The sequence below is a fragment of the Streptomyces sp. NPDC006208 genome, from assembly GCF_040613775.1.
In the GTDB taxonomy this organism is placed as follows: domain Bacteria; phylum Actinomycetota; class Actinomycetes; order Streptomycetales; family Streptomycetaceae; genus Streptomyces.
The window spans coordinates 149,888-166,962 of the sequence record NZ_JBEXSW010000001.1 but is presented as its reverse complement, the minus strand read 5'-3'; the positions used below and the strand labels follow the sequence as shown (position 1 = coordinate 166,962).

12 protein-coding genes, 1 tRNA gene and 1 pseudogene are annotated in these 17,075 nt (G+C 69.5%); 5 read left to right on the top strand and 9 right to left on the bottom strand.

Annotated features, from left to right (window positions below):
- Positions 1-55: 55 nt before the first annotated feature.
- Positions 56-1,672, bottom strand: coding sequence for a peptidoglycan-binding protein (locus ABZ208_RS00805; RefSeq protein WP_356907408.1), 1,617 nt, complete (start codon positions 1,670-1,672; stop codon positions 56-58).
- A gap of 198 nt (positions 1,673-1,870) precedes the next feature.
- Here ABZ208_RS00805 and ABZ208_RS00800 point away from each other — a divergent pair.
- The 3 genes from ABZ208_RS00800 (at position 1,871) to ABZ208_RS00790 (ending at position 6,293) form a co-directional block, all read left to right on the top strand.
- Positions 1,871-1,944, top strand: a tRNA-Lys gene (locus ABZ208_RS00800).
- A 450-nt stretch (positions 1,945-2,394) separates the two neighbouring features.
- Positions 2,395-4,344 carry a cellulose synthase catalytic subunit gene (locus tag ABZ208_RS00795; RefSeq protein WP_356907407.1) on the top strand — a complete coding sequence of 650 codons (1,950 nt, stop codon included), beginning with the start codon at positions 2,395-2,397 and terminating at the stop codon, positions 4,342-4,344.
- Between the two features lie 5 nt (positions 4,345-4,349).
- A complete protein-coding gene (locus tag ABZ208_RS00790; protein WP_356907507.1) occupies positions 4,350-6,293 on the top strand; it encodes a kelch motif-containing protein in 1,944 nt (647 codons plus the stop codon).
- A 57-nt stretch (positions 6,294-6,350) separates the two neighbouring features.
- On the opposite strand, the gene ABZ208_RS00785 is transcribed toward ABZ208_RS00790, so the two are convergent.
- The 6 genes and pseudogenes from ABZ208_RS00785 to ABZ208_RS00760 all read right to left on the bottom strand — a co-directional run bounded on the left by ABZ208_RS00785 (position 6,351) and on the right by ABZ208_RS00760 (position 12,487).
- Positions 6,351-7,364 (bottom strand): glycoside hydrolase family 6 protein, encoded by a 1,014-nt coding sequence (locus tag ABZ208_RS00785; RefSeq protein WP_356907406.1) that lies wholly within the window; start codon positions 7,362-7,364, stop codon positions 6,351-6,353.
- A gap of 172 nt (positions 7,365-7,536) precedes the next feature.
- Positions 7,537-7,693, bottom strand: a pseudogene (locus tag ABZ208_RS00780) (RNA-guided endonuclease TnpB family protein); the annotation flags it as partial.
- Between the two features lie 162 nt (positions 7,694-7,855).
- Positions 7,856-8,527 carry a class F sortase gene (locus ABZ208_RS00775; RefSeq protein ID WP_356907405.1) on the bottom strand — a complete coding sequence of 224 codons (672 nt, stop codon included), beginning with the start codon at positions 8,525-8,527 and terminating at the stop codon, positions 7,856-7,858.
- A 1-nt stretch (position 8,528) separates the two neighbouring features.
- Positions 8,529-9,110: a hypothetical protein gene (locus ABZ208_RS00770; protein ID WP_356907404.1), complete on the bottom strand. Its 582-nt coding sequence runs from the start codon at positions 9,108-9,110 to the stop codon at positions 8,529-8,531.
- A gap of 228 nt (positions 9,111-9,338) precedes the next feature.
- Entirely contained in the window at positions 9,339-11,006 is a 1,668-nt protein-coding gene (locus ABZ208_RS00765; RefSeq protein ID WP_356907403.1) for an amidohydrolase, read from the bottom strand.
- Complete coding sequence (locus ABZ208_RS00760; RefSeq protein WP_356907402.1) at positions 11,003-12,487, bottom strand: APC family permease; 1,485 nt, start codon at positions 12,485-12,487, stop codon at positions 11,003-11,005. The genes ABZ208_RS00765 and ABZ208_RS00760 overlap by 4 nt, the downstream gene beginning before the upstream one ends.
- A gap of 135 nt (positions 12,488-12,622) precedes the next feature.
- Between ABZ208_RS00760 and ABZ208_RS00755 the strand changes: the two genes are divergently transcribed.
- Together ABZ208_RS00755 and ABZ208_RS00750 are read left to right on the top strand one after the other, a co-directional pair.
- Positions 12,623-13,342: a TetR family transcriptional regulator gene (locus ABZ208_RS00755; RefSeq protein WP_356907401.1), complete on the top strand. Its 720-nt coding sequence runs from the start codon at positions 12,623-12,625 to the stop codon at positions 13,340-13,342.
- A 116-nt stretch (positions 13,343-13,458) separates the two neighbouring features.
- Positions 13,459-14,238: an HAD-IIA family hydrolase gene (locus ABZ208_RS00750; RefSeq protein ID WP_356907400.1), complete on the top strand. Its 780-nt coding sequence runs from the start codon at positions 13,459-13,461 to the stop codon at positions 14,236-14,238.
- 87 nt (positions 14,239-14,325) lie between these two features.
- On the opposite strand, the gene ABZ208_RS00745 is transcribed toward ABZ208_RS00750, so the two are convergent.
- The gene (locus ABZ208_RS00745) at positions 14,326-15,867 is read right to left on the bottom strand and encodes an alkaline phosphatase family protein (RefSeq protein ID WP_356907399.1); all 1,542 of its coding nucleotides are present in this window, start codon (positions 15,865-15,867) and stop codon (positions 14,326-14,328) included.
- 154 nt (positions 15,868-16,021) lie between these two features.
- Positions 16,022-17,074: a 2-aminoethylphosphonate ABC transporter substrate-binding protein gene (locus ABZ208_RS00740; protein WP_356907398.1), complete on the bottom strand. Its 1,053-nt coding sequence runs from the start codon at positions 17,072-17,074 to the stop codon at positions 16,022-16,024.
- Between the last annotated feature and the right edge of the window lies 1 nt (position 17,075).

Genomic DNA, 17,075 nt, shown 5'->3' with positions numbered 1-17,075 from the left:
CCGCCTTAACTGATCGCACTGTTGGGTCATTGCTGTTCTGTCGGGAGACGGAGCATCAGGAGAAGAGCCGCCGCCAGGTCACCGGACCCGGGTGGCCGTCGGCCTCGCCGCCGCGCCAGCCCTGCGCGAGCTGGAACGCCTGCACATTGCGCCGGTCCGCCTCGCCCCACAGCGGTGAGGGGCCGGAGGTGTCGTACGTGCCGTGGCCGTGCTCGGCCAGCCGCTGTCGGAGCTGGGTGAGGTACGCGCCGGACCTGCCGGGCCGGAAGTGGTCGCGCCCCGGGAAGGCGGGCACCTCGGCACCAGCTGGAGCGCCGGGCGGAGTACTGGAGCGAGCGCTGGGCCGGGTACCGGACGGAGCAACGGGCGCGGTAGCAGGCGCAGCACCGGGCGCGGCGGCAGGCGCGGTGACCGGCGCAGCACCGGGCGCGGTAGCAGGCGCGGTGACCGGCGCAGCACCGGGCGCGGTAGCAGGCGCAGCACCGGGCGCGGTCACGGGCGTTGCGGCCGCCGGGATGTTCCGGCCCGTGCCGCTCACCAGCAGCTGCCAGGTGCCGGGCCCGGGCAGCCCGTCGGCCTCTGAGCCGCGCCAGCCCTGGGCGAGCTGGAAGGCCACGATCGCCTGGCGGTCCGCCTCGCCCCACAGAGGCCCGGGACCTTCCGTGTAGAACCGCTTGCCGCCGCGCCCCATGAGCAGCTCGCCCAGCCGGGTGATGTGTGCGTTGTTCGCCCCAGGCCCGAACGCCGGGAGACCCGGGAAGGGTACGAGAGCCACACCCGGATAAGGGACGGGGGCCACACTCGGAACAGGGGCAGGCGCCACACCCGGAACAGGAGCAGGCGCCACACCCGGAACGGGAGCGGGGGCGGGAAGCGGTGCGGTGACCTTCTCCGGCGGCGCCTCGCTGCCCGAGGTCCCGGTCACCAGTCCCTTGTAGCGGTAGGCCACATAACCGGCCGAGTTGGTCCAGTAGGCCATCGGCGTCTGCCGCACCCGGGTACGCGGCTTCGTCTGCTCGTAGGCCATGTAGTGGGTGTGCGTGTAGTCGGTCCAGCCGCCGAAGATCGTCACGTGCGAGCCGGTGGTCGGATCGTCCGGGTTGTGGAACAGCAGAATGTCGCCGGGTTCGAGCTCCTCGCGCAGGATCCGGTGGCCGAACTGCGCGAGGCTGCCCGTCCACTCGTTGCCCGCGAGATTCCAGGCCATCGACACATAACCGGAGCAGTCCTGGCGGTAACCGTCGCTCCAGTACTTCGACATGCTGTACGGCACCTTCGCGCTCACCCACCGCTTGGCCCGGTCGATGATGTCGGCCCGGCTGAGCCGGCGCAGCGGGGACCCGGCGGCGGCCGGCAGACCCGCCGGACCGTGCAGCGGTCCGGCGGTGCCCTGTTCGGTCGCGGGCTCCGGGCCGTCGGCGGCGCGCGCGCCTGCCGTACGGGCCGCCGCGCCTCCGGCGGCCGGACCGGTGCCCGGGGGGTTCTCGACGGCCCCGGCCGCCCCACCGCTGCTGCCCAGCACCACTCCCGCGGCGGTCAGCAGCACAAGTGCGCGTCGGCAGCCGTGCGCCGCCGGATGCCCTCCGGCGGCGAGAATGCGACGCTGCTGGGCGCATCCGGCGCAGTCACAGTCACCCGTCGGCTGATACTCCTCGAACGCCGGCACAGCCATGTCGTCGTCCCCTCCGCACTCGGCAAGATCTTCTGACGATGTTTCATGGACGTCAGTGTCCCAACCTGATGGATAAAATGCATTTTGACCGATCGATGACACTAAAAGATGATTCGACAGGCCGAAGACCGACACCGCGCGGGAAGAAAATGGTCGGGAGCACTCCCGGCCGTCGGGTAGAGTTCTCCAGGTCAGCAGGCGCCGCTAGCTCAGTTGGTTAGAGCAGCTGACTCTTAATCAGCGGGTCCGGGGTTCGAGTCCCTGGCGGCGCACGCAAGATCGAAGCCCCCTCACGGCGAGTGAGGGGGCTTCGATCGCTTCACGGCACTTTTCGGCCAGATGAACACCCTCGCCCGCGACCCTCGCACACACACCCTCAATTCGTGCATATGACCGGCTACCCTCCCGTTTCACCCTTGCGATCAAGGCGGGGGTCGGACAACCTATCCTGAAGCCGGTCACGCCAACCAGGCGTCCGGTTTGCCCAGTTGGAGGGCGATGGAGCGGTCGATTCCGTTGCGGTGACCGGGGGCCGGACCCCCCGTTCACAGATCGAACACACAACGGGCATCATGCAACCGAAAGGTGACTGTTTCCTGTCTTCACTGACTGTGGACAGCCTCCACTGACACGTTCGGGACGGCCGGTATAGGGGACCCCGGCCCGGACGCGGACACGACCGACCACAACACGCAGACAGCATGCGTGCGGGGGGATGAATCATGACGTCGACGCCAGACGGCGCCGGGCAGCCGAACGACCCTTCGCGGACCACGCAGCTCCGGATCCCCGCGCATCTGCGCGCGGCCGGCGCCCGACTGCGCCCCAAGAAGGCGCTTCCGCGGTACGACTACGAGCACTACAGCCGGCTTGCCGGTCCCCTTACCCAGCCGGACCCGACCCGGCCCTACAAGGTGCAGTACCGCTCCCTGCTCTCGCAGGAGCCCCACCGCATCCGGGCCGCCCTCCTGCTGGGCGCCGCCCCGCTGGTGTCGCTGGGCCTGTTCGCCTGGCTGATGCAGCCTCAGCACTGGACCGAGCGCGACCCCAACCTGAAGAACGACACGCTGCTCATCCTCGACATTGTCATGCTCGTCTCCATCGGGCTCATCGAGCTCTTCCGGACGATGAACGTGCTGTCGAACGCGCACGCGACGCTGGTGGCGCGTGACCCGGTCCCCGTGGTGCCCGAGTCCGGCACCAGGGTCGCCTTCCTCACCTCCTTCGTCCCGGGCAAGGAGCCCCTGGAGATGGTGACGAAGACCCTGGAGGCGGCCGTGAAGATACGCCACCGCGGGGTGATGCACGTCTGGCTGCTCGACGAGGGCGACGACCCCGCCGTCAAGGAGGTCTGCGCCCGGCTCGGCGTCCACCACTTCTCCCGCAAGGGCATAGCGAAGTGGAACCAGGCCAAGGGCGCCCACCGCGCCAAGACCAAGCACGGCAACTACAACGCCTGGCTCGAGGCGCACGGTGGCGACTACGATTTCTTCGCCTCCGTCGACACCGACCACGTCCCGCTGCCCAACTATCTGGAGCGGATGCTCGGCTACTTCCGCGACCCGGATGTCGGCTTCGTCATCGGCCCGCAGGTCTACGGCAACTACGACACCTTCGTCACCAAGGCCGCCGAGTCCCAGCAGTTCCTCTTCCACGCCCTGATCCAGCGCGCGGGCAACCGCTACGGCGCCCCGATGTTCGTCGGCACCTCCAATGCCGTACGCATCAAGGCCATCAAGCAGATCGGCGGTCTGTACGACTCGATCACCGAGGACATGGCCACGGGCTTCGAGATGCACCGGACCAAGAACCCGGCCACCGGCAACAAGTGGCGCTCGGTCTACACCCCGGACGTGCTGGCCGTCGGTGAGGGCCCGTCCGCGTGGACCGACTTCTTCACCCAGCAGCTGCGCTGGTCCCGCGGCACCTACGAGACGATCCTCACGCAGTACTGGAAGGGCTTCGGCACGCTGCCGCCCGGCAAGCTCTTCAACTACACGATGATGATCATCTTCTACCCGATGTCCGCGCTCAACTGGATCCTGGCCGCGCTGAGCTGTGCGCTGTTCCTGGGCATGGGCGCCTCGGGTGTGCAGATCGACCCGGCGATCTGGATGATGCTGTACGGCAACGCCTCGGCGCTGCAGATCGGCCTCTACATCTGGAACCGCCGCCACAATGTCTCGCCGCACGAACCGGAGGGCTCCGGCGGCCTCGCCGGCATGGTGATGTCGGCGCTCTCCGCGCCGATCTACGCCCGCTCGCTGATGGATGCCGCACTGCGCCGCAAGAGCAAGTTCGTGGTGACCCCCAAGGGCGACTCGTCCAGCCCGGACACCCTCTTCGGCACCTTCAGGATCCACCTCTTCTTCATCCTGGTCTTCGGCGGCTCTCTCGTCTCGTCCTTCTTCCTCGGACACGACCACCCGGCGATGATCACCTGGGCCACGCTGGCCCTGCTGATCACGGCGGCGCCCATCTTCGCCTGGCGCCACGGCATCGCCGCGGAGAAGAAAAAGAAGAAGCGCGGCCGGCGGCGCGCGGGCGGACAGCCGCCGACGGGACCGGGTACGGGCGCGGGGCCGGAGCAGGCTCATGTACCGCAGCCGAGGCCCCACCTCGCAGCCACCGACCAGACCATGCAGATCGCCCTTGGGGGACGTAAGAAATGAGCACGATGCCCGCGCGGCCGAACCACCGCAGGAACCGCGCGCGCCGAATAGCCATAGGTGCCGCGGTCGTCGTGGCGGTGGCCGGGTTCAACGGGCCCGCCATGTGGCGGTTCGGCTCGGCGCAGTACCACGACTACAAGATCAACAAGCCGGAGTACAAGGCTGCGAACGGACACTGGGACTATCTCGACGTCCCGGCCGAGTTCAAGATCAACTCTATCCATGCCGCCCTGCTGCACACCGGCAAGGTGCTGCTGATCGCCGGCTCCGGGAACAACCAGAAGAACTTCGACGCGAAGAAGTTCGAGTCCGTGCTGTGGGACCCGAAGACCGACACCTTCAAGAAGATCCCCACACCCAAGGACATGTTCTGTGCCGGGCACACCCAGCTGCCCGACGGCAAGCTGCTGGTCGCGGGCGGCACCAAGCGGTACGAGAAGCTCAAGGGCGACGCCACCAAGGCCGGCGGCCTGATGGTCGTCCACAACGAGGACCCGGACGCGCCGAAGACGCTGCCCGCGGGCACCAAGTTCACCGGCAAGGGCAACGGCAAGACGTTCGTCTCCAAGGACCCGGTCCTGGTCGAGAAGGCGAAGAAGGTCTTCGACCCGGCGACGGGCAAGTTCCTGCGCAACGACCCGGGTCTCGGCCGCATCTATGTGGAGGCCGAGGAGTCCGGCAAGAAGTACGAGACGGGCACCGAGGACAACTACCGGGTGCAGGGCCTCAAGGGCACCGACGCCCGCAACGTCTACGGCATCGCGCAGAAGCTCGCCCTCGACAAGAAGGACTTCCAGGGCATCAAGGAGGCCTACGAGTTCGACCCGGTCGCGGAGAAGTACATCACCGTCGACCCGATGAACGAGGCCCGCTGGTACCCGACGCTCACCACCCTCGAGGACGGCCGGGTCCTGTCCCTGTCCGGCCTCGACGAGATCGGGCAGATCGTCCCGGGCAAGGACGAGATCTACGACCCGCAGACCAAGACGTGGGAGTACACCGGGATCATCAGGAAGTTCCCCACCTACCCCGCGATCTTCCTGATGGACAACGGCAAGCTCTTCTACTCCGGCTCCAACGCCGGGTACGGGCCCGCCGACGTCGGCCGTGACCCCGGCGTCTGGGACCTGGACACCAACAAGTTCCGTAAGATCCCCGGCCTCAGCGACCCCGACCAGATGGAGACCTCCGCGACGGTGATGCTGCCGCCCGCGCAGGACCAGAGGTTCATGGTCATCGGCGGCGGCGGGGTCGGCGAGTCGGAGAAGTCCAGCAAGAAGTCCCGCCTGGTCGACCTCAAGGACCCCAGCCCCCGCTTCAAGGACGGCGCAACCCTGGACAAGGGCACCCGCTACCCGAGCGCCTCGCTGCTGCCCGACGACTCGGTCCTGGTCACCGGCGGCTCCGAGGACTACCGCGGGCGCGGCGGCTCCAACGTGCTCGAGGCACGTACGTACGACCCGAAGACCGGCACGTACAAGCGGGTCGCCGACCCGCAGGTCGGGCGCAACTACCACTCGGGTTCGGTGCTGCTGCCCGACGGCCGTGTCATGATCTTCGGCTCGGACTCGCTGTTCCAGGACGCCGCCAACACCAAGCCGGGCGTCTTCGAGCAGCGCATCGAGATCTACACCCCGCCCTACCTCTACCGGGACACCAAGCCGGAGGTGACCGGCGGCCCCAAGCGCATCGAGCGGGGCGGGTCGGGCACCTTCAAGGTCCAGAGCGCGAACGCGGTGAAGACCGCGAAGCTGATGCGGCCCAGCGCGGTCACCCATGTCACCGATGTCGACCAGCGCTCCGTCGCGCTGGAGGTGAAGAAGACCGCGGGCGGCATCGAGGTCACCGTTCCGGCCAACCGGGCGCTGGTGCCCTCCGGTTGGTACATGCTCTTCGTGACGGACGACAAGGGCACCCCGTCCCAGGGTGTCTGGGTCGAGGTTCCGTAAGGCCTCGGACCTGCGGAAGGGGTGCCCCCGGACGGGGCACCCCTTCTGTCATGAGAACTACTTGGTGTTGCGGGCCAGTTCGAGCGCGTACTCGGGAAACCAGTCGCCCGCCTTCGGGCCGCCCTTGCAGTCCCCGTCCGACTCCCCGGGCCTCTTGATCCACAGATAGCCGTCGACCAGCGGATCGCCGGTCTTGGTCGTGGGACGCTCACCGAGCGCGCGGCCCGGCGGGTTGCACCAGTTCTCCTTCGGATCGCCCTGTGTGTACGGGCCGTTGCCGTTGCGGCTGGTGTCGATCACGAAGTGCTTGTTGCCGACCTTCGCCGAGAGCTTGCGGCCGAAGTCCTTGCTGGCGGCGGTGGTCTGGAAGTTGGAGACGTTCACCGCGAAGCCGTCGGCCTTGTCGATACCGGCCCACTGGAGCGGCTCGAAGAGGGAATCGGGCTGTGACCAGCCGGCATTGCCCGCATCGAGGTACACCTTGGTCGCGGGCTGCTGCTTGAGTCGCTCGATGGCGCCCTTGAGCAGGTCGTAGCGCTCCTCGTGGAACTCGTCCGGGGTGCAGCCGTCGACCAGGTGAAGGACGGCGTCCGGCTCCAGGACGACGGTGGCCCGCCGGTCGCCTATGCCCTTGGCAACCTTGTCGACCCACTCCCTGTAGGCGTTGCCGTCGGCCGCGCCGCCCTTGGAGAACTGTCCGCAGTCACGGTGCGGAATGTTGTACAGCACCAGCAGCGCGTCCCGGTCGGCCTTCGCCGCGGCCTCGGTGAAGCCCTTGGCCTCGGCCTCCGGGTTGTCCGGGCCGATCCACTCGCCGACCGGCTGCTCGGCGATCTTCATGATCAGGTCGGCGTTCTTCTCGGCGCCGTCCTCGCGATAGGCGGCGACCTGCTGGGCGGCCTTCCCGTCGGGGTTCACCCAGTACGGATCCTGCGCCTTGGGCCGCTGGCTCATCGTCGGCTGCTTGTCCCCGTCATCACCGGAGGAACAGCCCGCCAGCAGCAGCACCGCCCCGGTGGCCGCCAGACCGAAGCCCGTCCGGGCATGCCGGACGAACAAACTGCGGTACATCCACTCCCCCTTGGTGCACTGTGCTGGAGTCCGCCCCCCAGGCTTTCCCGACAAGGCGGGTCAATCCATCCTGGCACACGCCCGCGACATGCCACGAGGCGTGCCCGTCCTTCGTGGACATCCTTTGAATGCTCCCCTCCCTGAAGGGGGATTCTCCCCTTCGGGGCTGATTGGGGATCTGTGGCTCACGCTGCCTGGCGGGACTGCGTCCCGCCAGGTCTTACGCGATCAGCGCCAGCCGGGTTCAGACCTGCCCGGACGAGCATCACGCGTGCGGAGTTCTTGTCCCGTGGGGACACGGCTCCGCACGCGGTGCAGGTGTAAGTGCGCTAGCGATCGCCCATGCACCGACCTGCGTCCATCAACTCCCATACCCCGCACCCAAGGAAGGTCTGCCCACCACCCCCGGCGGTGGGAAGCCGGATTCCCCCCAGCCTGAAGGCCGAGGCATCCTCCGGATATCGGGTGACGGGCAGCCCGACACCCGAGGCTCACGCCTTGGAGACCCCGCTGAGATAGGCCGAGACGACCACATGCGCGGTGAAACGGTCCCGCGGGCGGTCGGACGATCCGTCGCAGGTGATCAGCCGCAGCTCCGCACGCCCGCCGGACCGCCCTCCGTAGAGCTTCCGCGGATCGAACCGGTCCCGGTCGAAGACGTGGACGTCCTCGATGGTGAACTCGGCGACCGACCCGTCGGTCCTCGCCACCCGGATCTTCTGGCCCGGGCGCGCGGCGCTGAGCCCGTGGAAGGCCGCGGGCTCGGTCCGGGTGTCCACCCGCCCGACGAGCAGGGCGGCACCGCGCGCACCGGGCCGGGTGCCGTGCTCGAACCAGCCGACGCTGCGGGCCATGCCGTACGGCGGCGGGTCGACCGCGCCCCTCGCGTCGAGGCCGCGCGGGACCACCCGGGCCGTGATGCCGAGGGCGGGGACCTCCACCCGGCTCGGCATCACGGGCTTCAGCGGCGTGTGCGCACGGGGCATGGCGATCCCCGGCGGGCGGCCGACCGCCGCCACGTCACCGGTGGTGGGCGCGGAGTTCCCGGCGGGGCCGGCGGTGATGTCCCTTCCCCAGATGCACAGGCCGATCAGCAGGAGCGCCCAGGCCACTCCGGTGAGCAGTCGGCCGGCGCCCACCGGGCGCTGTTCAGCGCCGGGCATGTCACTCGGCTCCCGTACGACGGCGGCGGCGGGTGCTGCGCACCGCGACAGCGGCGGCCGCGACGCCGGCGAGCACCAGGCCGACCACGGTGTGCGTCCTGCCGGGGCCGGTGTCCTTGTGGTGGGCGGGGCTGTCGGCCGCGGCCGGTGCGGCGGTGCCGCCGCCCCCGCGGACGGGGGGCACGGTTGTCTCGTGCTCCGCGCCGGCCCGCTCGTCGGGGGACGCCGCCCGCCGGTGGCGTACGGCGTCGAGCCACCCCGCCGCCCGGTCGCCGCAGTCCGGGCTCACATCGAAGGTCTCCGGCGTCGTGTCGGACCTGATCTGTGCCTGCCCGTACTCCGGCGTGCCGGGACCGGTCCCGCCGGAGGCCTCGGCGTCCGCGAGGGAGACCTCGGACGTGACGGTCGCCGTCCTGTCGTGGCAGCCCGGCACGGGGATCTTGACCCCGCCGCCGGGCGCGGGCCCCGGCGGGGCGATGCCGACCTGCGCGGAGTCGTCCGCGAGGGCCGCCGTGCACGGGGCCGCCAGGGCGAGCACGGCGGCGACCCCTGCGGAACGGAGAGTTGTCGAACCGGAACGCATCGTGAACCTCCTGACATCGCCAGATTCACGCGTGCGGCCCGTTTCCGCATCCGCAGGAGCGGCCAAGTGAGCCACCCAGGCCTGTGACCTGCTCAGATGCGATCGACGAGATCCGCGATCGAGGCCTGCCCGGAGTGGCGCCGGCGGCGCGGGCCGGGAGCCGACCCCGGACCCCGTCCCGCGACCCAGATCACGAACCGGCGGTGGGCCACCACACAGCACACCGTCTCAGTCCGCGACATGCACCTGGGCACCGCCCACGTACGTCCGCACGCAGCGGATTCCGTGCAGCTCCCGCGGGTCGACGGCGAACGGGTCCCGGTCCAGGACCGCGATGTCCGCGAGTCGCCCGGGGGCGAGGACACCGCCCTCGTCCTGGTGGTTCACCCAGGCCGAACCTGCCGTGTACGCGGCAAGCGCGTCGGTGAGGGTGAGGCGCTGGTGCGGCAGGAACGGGGGACGTGGTTCGGGCTCGCCCAGCTCCTCCGGCCAGACCTGGCGGTTCACGGCGACGTGGATGCCGTGCATCGGGTCGGGGCTGGAGACGAACCAGTCGCTGCCGGCCGCGAGCACCGCGCCCGCCGCATGGAGTGCGCCGAAGGGGTACTGGAGGGCGCCCCGCTCCGCGCCCAGAAAGGGCAGCGTGAGGTCGTCCATGGCAGGTTCGTGGGCGGCCCACAGCGGCTGGATGTTGGCGGTGGCGCGCAGGGTGCGAAAGCGCGGGATGTCATCGGGGTGGACGACTTGGAGGTGGGCCAGGTGGTGCCGGTTGCCGGTGTGGCCGTTGGCGGCGACGGCGGCTTCCAGTGAGTCCAGGGCCTCGCGGACGGCACGGTCGCCGAGAGCGTGGAAGTGGATCTGGAACCCTTCGGCGTCCAGGCGGACCGCGGCCTCGCGGAGCAGTGCCGGATCGACCATGGACAGTCCGCGGTTGTCGCCGGGGCAGCCGCAGGAGTCCAGGTAGGGCTCCAGCATGGCGGCGGAGAAGTTCTCCACCACCCCGTCCTGCATGATCTTCACACTGCCCGCGGTGAACCGCCGCCCGCCCTGCGCGGCCGCCTTCGCCCGCCGTGCGAGCAGCGACTCGATCTGCTCCAGGCCGGCCTCGCGGTCCCACCAGAGGGCGCCGCGGACGCGTGCGGTGAGCGAGCCGTCGGCGTCGGCGGCGAGGTAGGTGTCGAGCGGGTCGGGGAAGCCGCCGTACCCGCCGACCAGAGCGTCCTGCCAGCCGGTGATGCCGAGGGAGTGGAGGTGCGCCTGAGCAGCGAGGAGTCCGGCGCGGGCCCGGGCGGCGGAGACCGGCGGGGTGCTGTCACCGACCAGTCCCATGGCGCCCTCGTGCAGCACACCGGTCGGCTCGCCGTCCGGATCGCGTTCGATACGGCCGTCGGCCGGGTCCGGGGTGTTGCGGTCGATGCCGGCCAGGGCGAGCGCGCGGGCGTTGGCCCAAGCGGAGTGCCCGTCCCGCACCGGGAAGTACGCGGGCCGGTCCGGCACCACCTCGTCCAGCAGCCCGCGCGGCGGCAGCCCGCCCGGGAACGCGTCGAACGACCAGCCGCTGCCGACGATCCACTCCTCCTCCGGATGCGCGTCCGTGTACGAGCGGATGATCCTGCGGTACGCGTCCGCGTCCCGCGCATCGGACAGGTCGCAGCCGAGCATCCCGATACCCGCGATCACCGGGTGCACATGCGCATCGGTGAACCCGGGGAGCGCGAACCGCCCCTCCAGATCGACCACTTCGCTGTGGGGCCCGGCCAGCTCGCGTATTTCGGGGTCGCTGCCGACCGCGCTGATCCGGTCGCCGGTGACCGCGAGCGCCGAGGCGCGGGTGCGGGCCGGTCCGGCGGTCCAGACGCTGCCGTTGAGGAGGACGAGATCGGGGGCGGTGCTCACGCGGTGACTCCAGTGGAGGTGGACACGGACATGGATGCGGGTGCGAGCGGGGCTACGGGCTGGGTGAAGTAGGCGGCCTTGCGGCGGTAGCGGGTCCAGAGGGCGGCAGGGACGCCGAGGAGGACGGCGCCGAGCGGAAGGGCGGTGAGGAAGCGCCCGTTCTCCGGGTCGAAGGCCATGTGGTCGACGGAGGTCCACTGCAGGTACGCGACCAGGCCGCCGAGGAGGAGCAGCGACGTCCCGCCGAGCGCGGGCAGTACGCCCACGGTGAGGATGTCGCGGAGGCGTCCGCCGCGCAGCTCGTGACGGAAGGTGATCACGCACGCCCAGCCCCCGATGCCGTACATCAACGACACCAGGATGCCGACCGAGTTGACGACCGCGAGGACGACCTCGGAGAGTTCGCCGACGGCGAGCCCGGCCACGGAGAGCGCGACGGCGAGCCCTGCGGTGCGCAGGGTGGAGGTGACCGGTGTCCGGCGGGACGGGTGCAGCCGGGCCCAGCTGGGGCCGAGCACCCCGTCGCGGCCCATCGCCAGGGTGAGCCGGGATCCGGCGATCACCGATGACTGCATGCAGGCGACAGTGGCGGCGAGCATCGCGGCGATCGCGGCGATCGCGCCGCCGGTTCCGTAGAAGGTGCGGGAGAGTTCGGCGATCCCGGCGAGCGGGTCGGCGAGCTGCCCGGGGGTGAGCGCGTGCAGGAAGCCGGCCGCGCCGATCAGGAACAGTGCCAGGGTGACCACGATCGCTATCAGACCGGCCCGGCCCGAGGACCGCGCCTCGGCGTTCTCCTCGACCACGCTGAAGGCGCTCTCCCAGCCCCAGAACATGTACGCGGCGAGCACCGTCGCGCTGAGCAGGGTGAGCGTGTCGGGGAAGCCGAACGGCGAGAACCAGGACGCCTGCACCGGCGCGGCGTTCCCCCGTACGAAGGCGGTGGCGACGACCGCCAGGACGACCACCGCGGACAGGCCGAGCAGCACCGACTGCACGACAGTCGCGTCCTTCACACCACGCATCGCGCCGATCACGATCAGACCGGTCCACAGCAGGCCGGTGAGCGTGACCGCAAGCGTCGACTCCGTACTGAACAGTCCCGTCTCATGGGCGAGTTGGAGGGTGAACCGGCCGGTCAGCTGACCTGCGTAGGAGAGAAACATGATGTTGGTCGCGACCGAGGTCCAGCCGGTGAGATAGCCGGTCCACGGGCCCAGCGCGCGGCGGACCCAGATGTACGCGGTGCCGCAGTTGGGGTCGCGTGCCGCGAGGCGGGCGTAGCCGCCGGACACGGCGAGGATCGGGAGCGCGGCCAGCAGGAACGCGGCGGGCAGCGACGTTCCGGCAACGGCGGCGAGGAAGCCGAGTCCGATGCCGATGGAGACGGTGGGGCTGATGTTGGCGAGCGCGATGATCACGCCGTGGCGGGTGCGGAGGGTCTTGCGGAACTCGTCGTGACGGGAGTTCTGGCCGTCGTCCATGCGCGGTCCTCCTCGGTCCGGGGTGAAGGAAGGAAAGCGCCCGCCGACCGATTAAGTCAACACTGTGGGAAAAATAATTCCCGGAGCGGTGCACGGGCTTGCCCGGGGGTGCCGTCGGCTGATCTCATCGGGTGCATGGCATCGGAAGGCACGGCGGCACGGGGCAGGGGGCGGCCGCCCAAGGTGGTCCTGGACGCGCCGATCATCGTGGACGCGGCACTGGCGCTCTGCGACGAACACGGCGCGGAGGCGCTGACCGTGAGGAAGCTGGCGGCCCGGCTCGGCGTGGACCCGTCGGCGCTGTACCGGCATGTCGCGGACAAGGACGAGTTGCATCTGCTTCTCGCGGACCGGCTCTTCGAGGAGATTCTGGAGACCTTCGCGCCGACCCCCGGCGACTGGCGGACGACCCTGCGCGACCTGGCGGTCAACTGCCGCGAGACGGCCCTGCGGCATCCAGCGGCCGCGGTCGTCGCCACGTACCGGACAACGCGTCGGCCCGCGGAGATGCGGATCGTCGAGCACATCCTGACCGCCTTCACCCAAGCCGGCTGCGACCCCGAGCAGTCCGCACTCCTGCACCGCGTATACGGCGACTTCAGCCTCGCCTGGTCCGGCATGGACGCCGCCTTCGCAACCCTCGACCCGGCGGCGCAGGCGGGCGACGAGGCGGCCTGGACCCGCGAATACGTGGCAGCCGACCCGTCCCGCTACCCGTCGATCGCGCGCAGCTCGGCACACATGGCGACGATGACGGGCGAGCGGGTGTTCCGGGCGGCACTGGAGGTGCTGCTGGACGGACTGGGGGCACGGATCGGGCGGACCGGTCAGTCAGCCGTTTGCGACGTTCACTGAATGAAAAGGAACTTGCCGGCCCCTGTTCCGCGTCCGGGCTCCGATACGTACGGGCCCCGAAAGGGATGACTGAATAGCATGGTCATCCCATGTCCGCGTACGGCAGGAGCCCACCCATGACTGATCGCAAGCCCATCGAATCGTGGCTCACCGATATGGATGGGGTACTGATGCACGAGGGTGTGCCCATCCCCGGTGCGGATGCCTTCATCAAGAGGCTCCGTGAGTCGGGTAAGCCGTTCCTGGTCCTCACGAACAACTCGATCTACACGGCGCGTGATCTTCACGCCCGGCTGATCCGGATCGGTCTCGAAGTGCCGGTGGAGAACATCTGGACCTCGGCTCTGGCGACGGCCAAGTTCCTGGACGGTCAGCACCCTGGCGGCACGGCCTACGTCATCGGCGAGGCCGGCCTGACGACGGCTCTGCACGACGTGGGCTATGTGATGACTGACCATGATCCCGAATTCGTGATCTTGGGTGAAACCCGGACCTACTCGTTCGAGGCGCTGACGAAGGCGATCCGACTGATCGACAACGGCGCCCGATTCATCGCCACCAACCCGGACAACACCGGCCCGTCTCCCCAGGGCGCCCTTCCGGCAACCGGTTCTGTCGCTGCGCTGATCACGAAGGCGACGGGCAAGGAGCCGTACTTCGTGGGCAAGCCGAACCCGCTGATGATGCGAACGGGCCTGAACGTCATCGGGGCGCACTCCGAGACTTCCGCCATGATCGGTGACCGCATGGACACCGACGTGCTCGCCGGCCTGGAGGCCGGCATGCAGACGTTCCTGGTGCTCACCGGGCTGACGACGGCGGGTGACATCGAGCGCTATCCGTACCGGCCGACAGAGGTCGCCGAGTCGATCGCGGACCTCGTCCACCTCGTCTGAGACGGCGGTGCGTCAGGCGGCCGGAGGCACAGATATGGGCGTACCGGGGGCGCCGCGACAGCACTGTGGCGACGCCCCCCACCCTCATCACGAAGCGGTGATCTTCACCCCGTCGACCACCCAGTACCAGTTGTTGTCGCCGGTACAGCGGAAGCGGAAGCTCACGCTGGAGGCCCCGGCCGGGACGGCGACGCTCAGCGACTGCGGCTGGGAGACCACGTCCGCCGTGTAGCTCTTGACGACGGTGGGCGTGCCGCCGTTGAAGGAGGCCAGGATCTGGGCGCTCTGGCCGCCCTCATGGCGGTAGAACGTGGTGAAGTCGAGCCGGACCGAGCTCCGGCCGCTCACGTCGTACGCAGGGGAGACCAGGGTCGAGTCGTACGGGCCGGAGTTGGCCTTGTCGTCCCACTCGTCGGAGTCGGCGACCGCGAAGACGCCGCGGGCGCGGACGTTGAGCTCGCGCCACTGGTCGCGATGGGTCCGGGACCAGAACTCGTCGGTGGCGAAGGACCAGCCGCGCCACTCGGTCACTCCGCCCGTGCCCATGGCGTTGTTGATGACGGACCAGCCGCTGGGCGGGGTGTGCGTGAAGCCGAGGACGGAGGCGGGGATGCCGGTCTCGTCGACGCGGGGCGTCAGCGAGGACGCCAGCGCGTCGAACGGGTCGGTGGAGCGCTCCTGGACCGGCTTGCCGTCCAGGCCCCAGGCAGGGTCGGGTGTGATGCCGAGCTGCTTGAAGACGGTCGCCGCCACGTCGACCAGGCGGGTGTCGATCGGGCGGGCGCCGGCCGCGATGCCCGGCCCCTGGGCGAGTACGAACGTACGCCGCTCCTCGATGGAACTGCCGCCGTGGCCACCGGTGTTCACATGGCCGTGGTCGGTGGTGACGATGACGGTCCAGCGCTCGGAGGCGTATGCCGGGCGGGACTTGACGGCGGCCCAGAGCCGGCCGACGTAGCTGTCCTGGACGGCGATCGCGTCCAGGTACCTCTGCCCGGTGCCCACCGCGTGCGCGACCACGTCGGTGTTTCCGAGGTAGACGAAGAGCACGTCGGGGTTCTGGTGGCGCAGGATCGACTCGGTCTCGGCGGCGATCGTGGCGTCGTGGCCGGGGTAGCCGTCGGCGTCCCCGTCCAGGACCAGCTTCGCGTCCACGCCCTGGGTGACGGTGCCCTGGGTGTCCAGCGGCTTCCAGTCGACGGCCGCGTAGGTGGAGAGCTCGGGCCGCACCTGGGCGAGACGGGCCAGGAAGCCTGGGTACCTGCCGTAGTTCTTGCCGGCGAACGAGTTGTCCTTGACGCCGTGCTTGTCGGGCCAGACACCGGTGGAGATGGTCGACCAGCCGGGGCCCGAGGAGGTGGCGGCCATCGGCGGCGCGTAGAGCAGGGACAGACCGTAGGTGCCGTTCGCCATCATCGCCTTCAGGTGGGGGGCGTTCGCGGCGTCGATCCGGTCGTGGCGCAGCCCGTCCATGCCGATGACGAGCACCTTGTCCTGGCTGGTGCCGTTCGGCAGGGTGGGGGCGGCCGCATGGGCGGCGGGGGCGGCGAGCGTGCCGGTGGCGGCGACAGCGGCGGTCGCGGCGCCGGCGGCGAGGACGGTACGGCGGGGTATGCCGTTGATCGGCATGGATTCCTCCGTCGGAGAGGTCGGCGTGGTCGAAGGTCTGCGCGGTCGAAGATCTGCGTGCACACGCCAACGCCCCTGGCGTGCAGGGGCGTTGGTCCGTACCCGTTATCTTTTCGCTACGCCGGGCGGGCCGCCAGGGGCAGACAGTGAACTCTCAGCTACCCGTTGCGGACTTCCATGCGTCGATGTACGCGGGCAGGTTCTTGTCGATGCCCTTCCAGTCCGGCTCGAAGACGTCGACACCCTGAAGCAGCTCGGCGAGAGCGATCGCGTTGGCGTCGACGGACTTGACGTCGGTACGGGCCGGGAAACCGCCGCCGATCTCGCTGACCTGCTGCTGTGCCTGCCGGCTGAGCATGAAGTCCAGCAGCTTCCTGCCGTTGTCGCTGTGCGGGGCCTTGGTGACCAGGCCGGCGGCGTACGGCAGGGCGAAGGTGGTGGGCCTGCCGCCGTCCCTGGCCGGGAACCAGATCGCCAGGTTCGGCATGGACTTGGACTGCGCGAAGTTCATCTGGACATCGCCGTTGGCGACCAGGATCTCGCCCTTGTCGACCTTGGGGGCGAGCTTGGAGGTGGAGGAGGACGGCCCGACGTTGTTGGACTGGAGCTTCTTCAGGTAGTCCATGGCCGGCTCCTGGCCGCCGAAGTCGTGCATGGCCTTGATGACGACTGCGGTGCCGTCGCCCGCCACTCCCGGGGTGGAGTACTGGAGCTTGTTCTTGTACGTGCCCTTCAGCAGCTCCTCCCAGGTCTTCGGCGCGGTGGTGAGCTCCTTCTTGTTGTAGACGAACCCGAAGTAGTTGTTGACGACGGACGTCCACTTGCCGTCACCGGACTTGTCGGAGCCGCCGACCTTGTCGGAGCCCTCGGGCTCGTAACTCTGCAACAAGCCCTTGGAGTCGGCCTGCTGGATGAAGGGCGGCAGGGTGACGAGGACGTCGGCCTGAGTGTTGGACTTCTCGCGGAGGGCACGCTGCACCATCTCTCCGGAGCCTCCCTCCACGTACTTCACCTTGATGCCGGTCTCCTTCTCGAAGTCCTTGAAGACCTGGTCGTACCAGCCGTCGCCGTTCTCGCCCTTGAGGCCGTCGGCGCTGTAGACGGTGACGACCTTCTCGTCGGCGGCGGCGGTGCCGCAGGCGGTGAGGGAGGCGGCGAGGGCGAGGCTGCCGGCAACGGCGGCGACCGGCTTGAGGTTCGTGTGCATG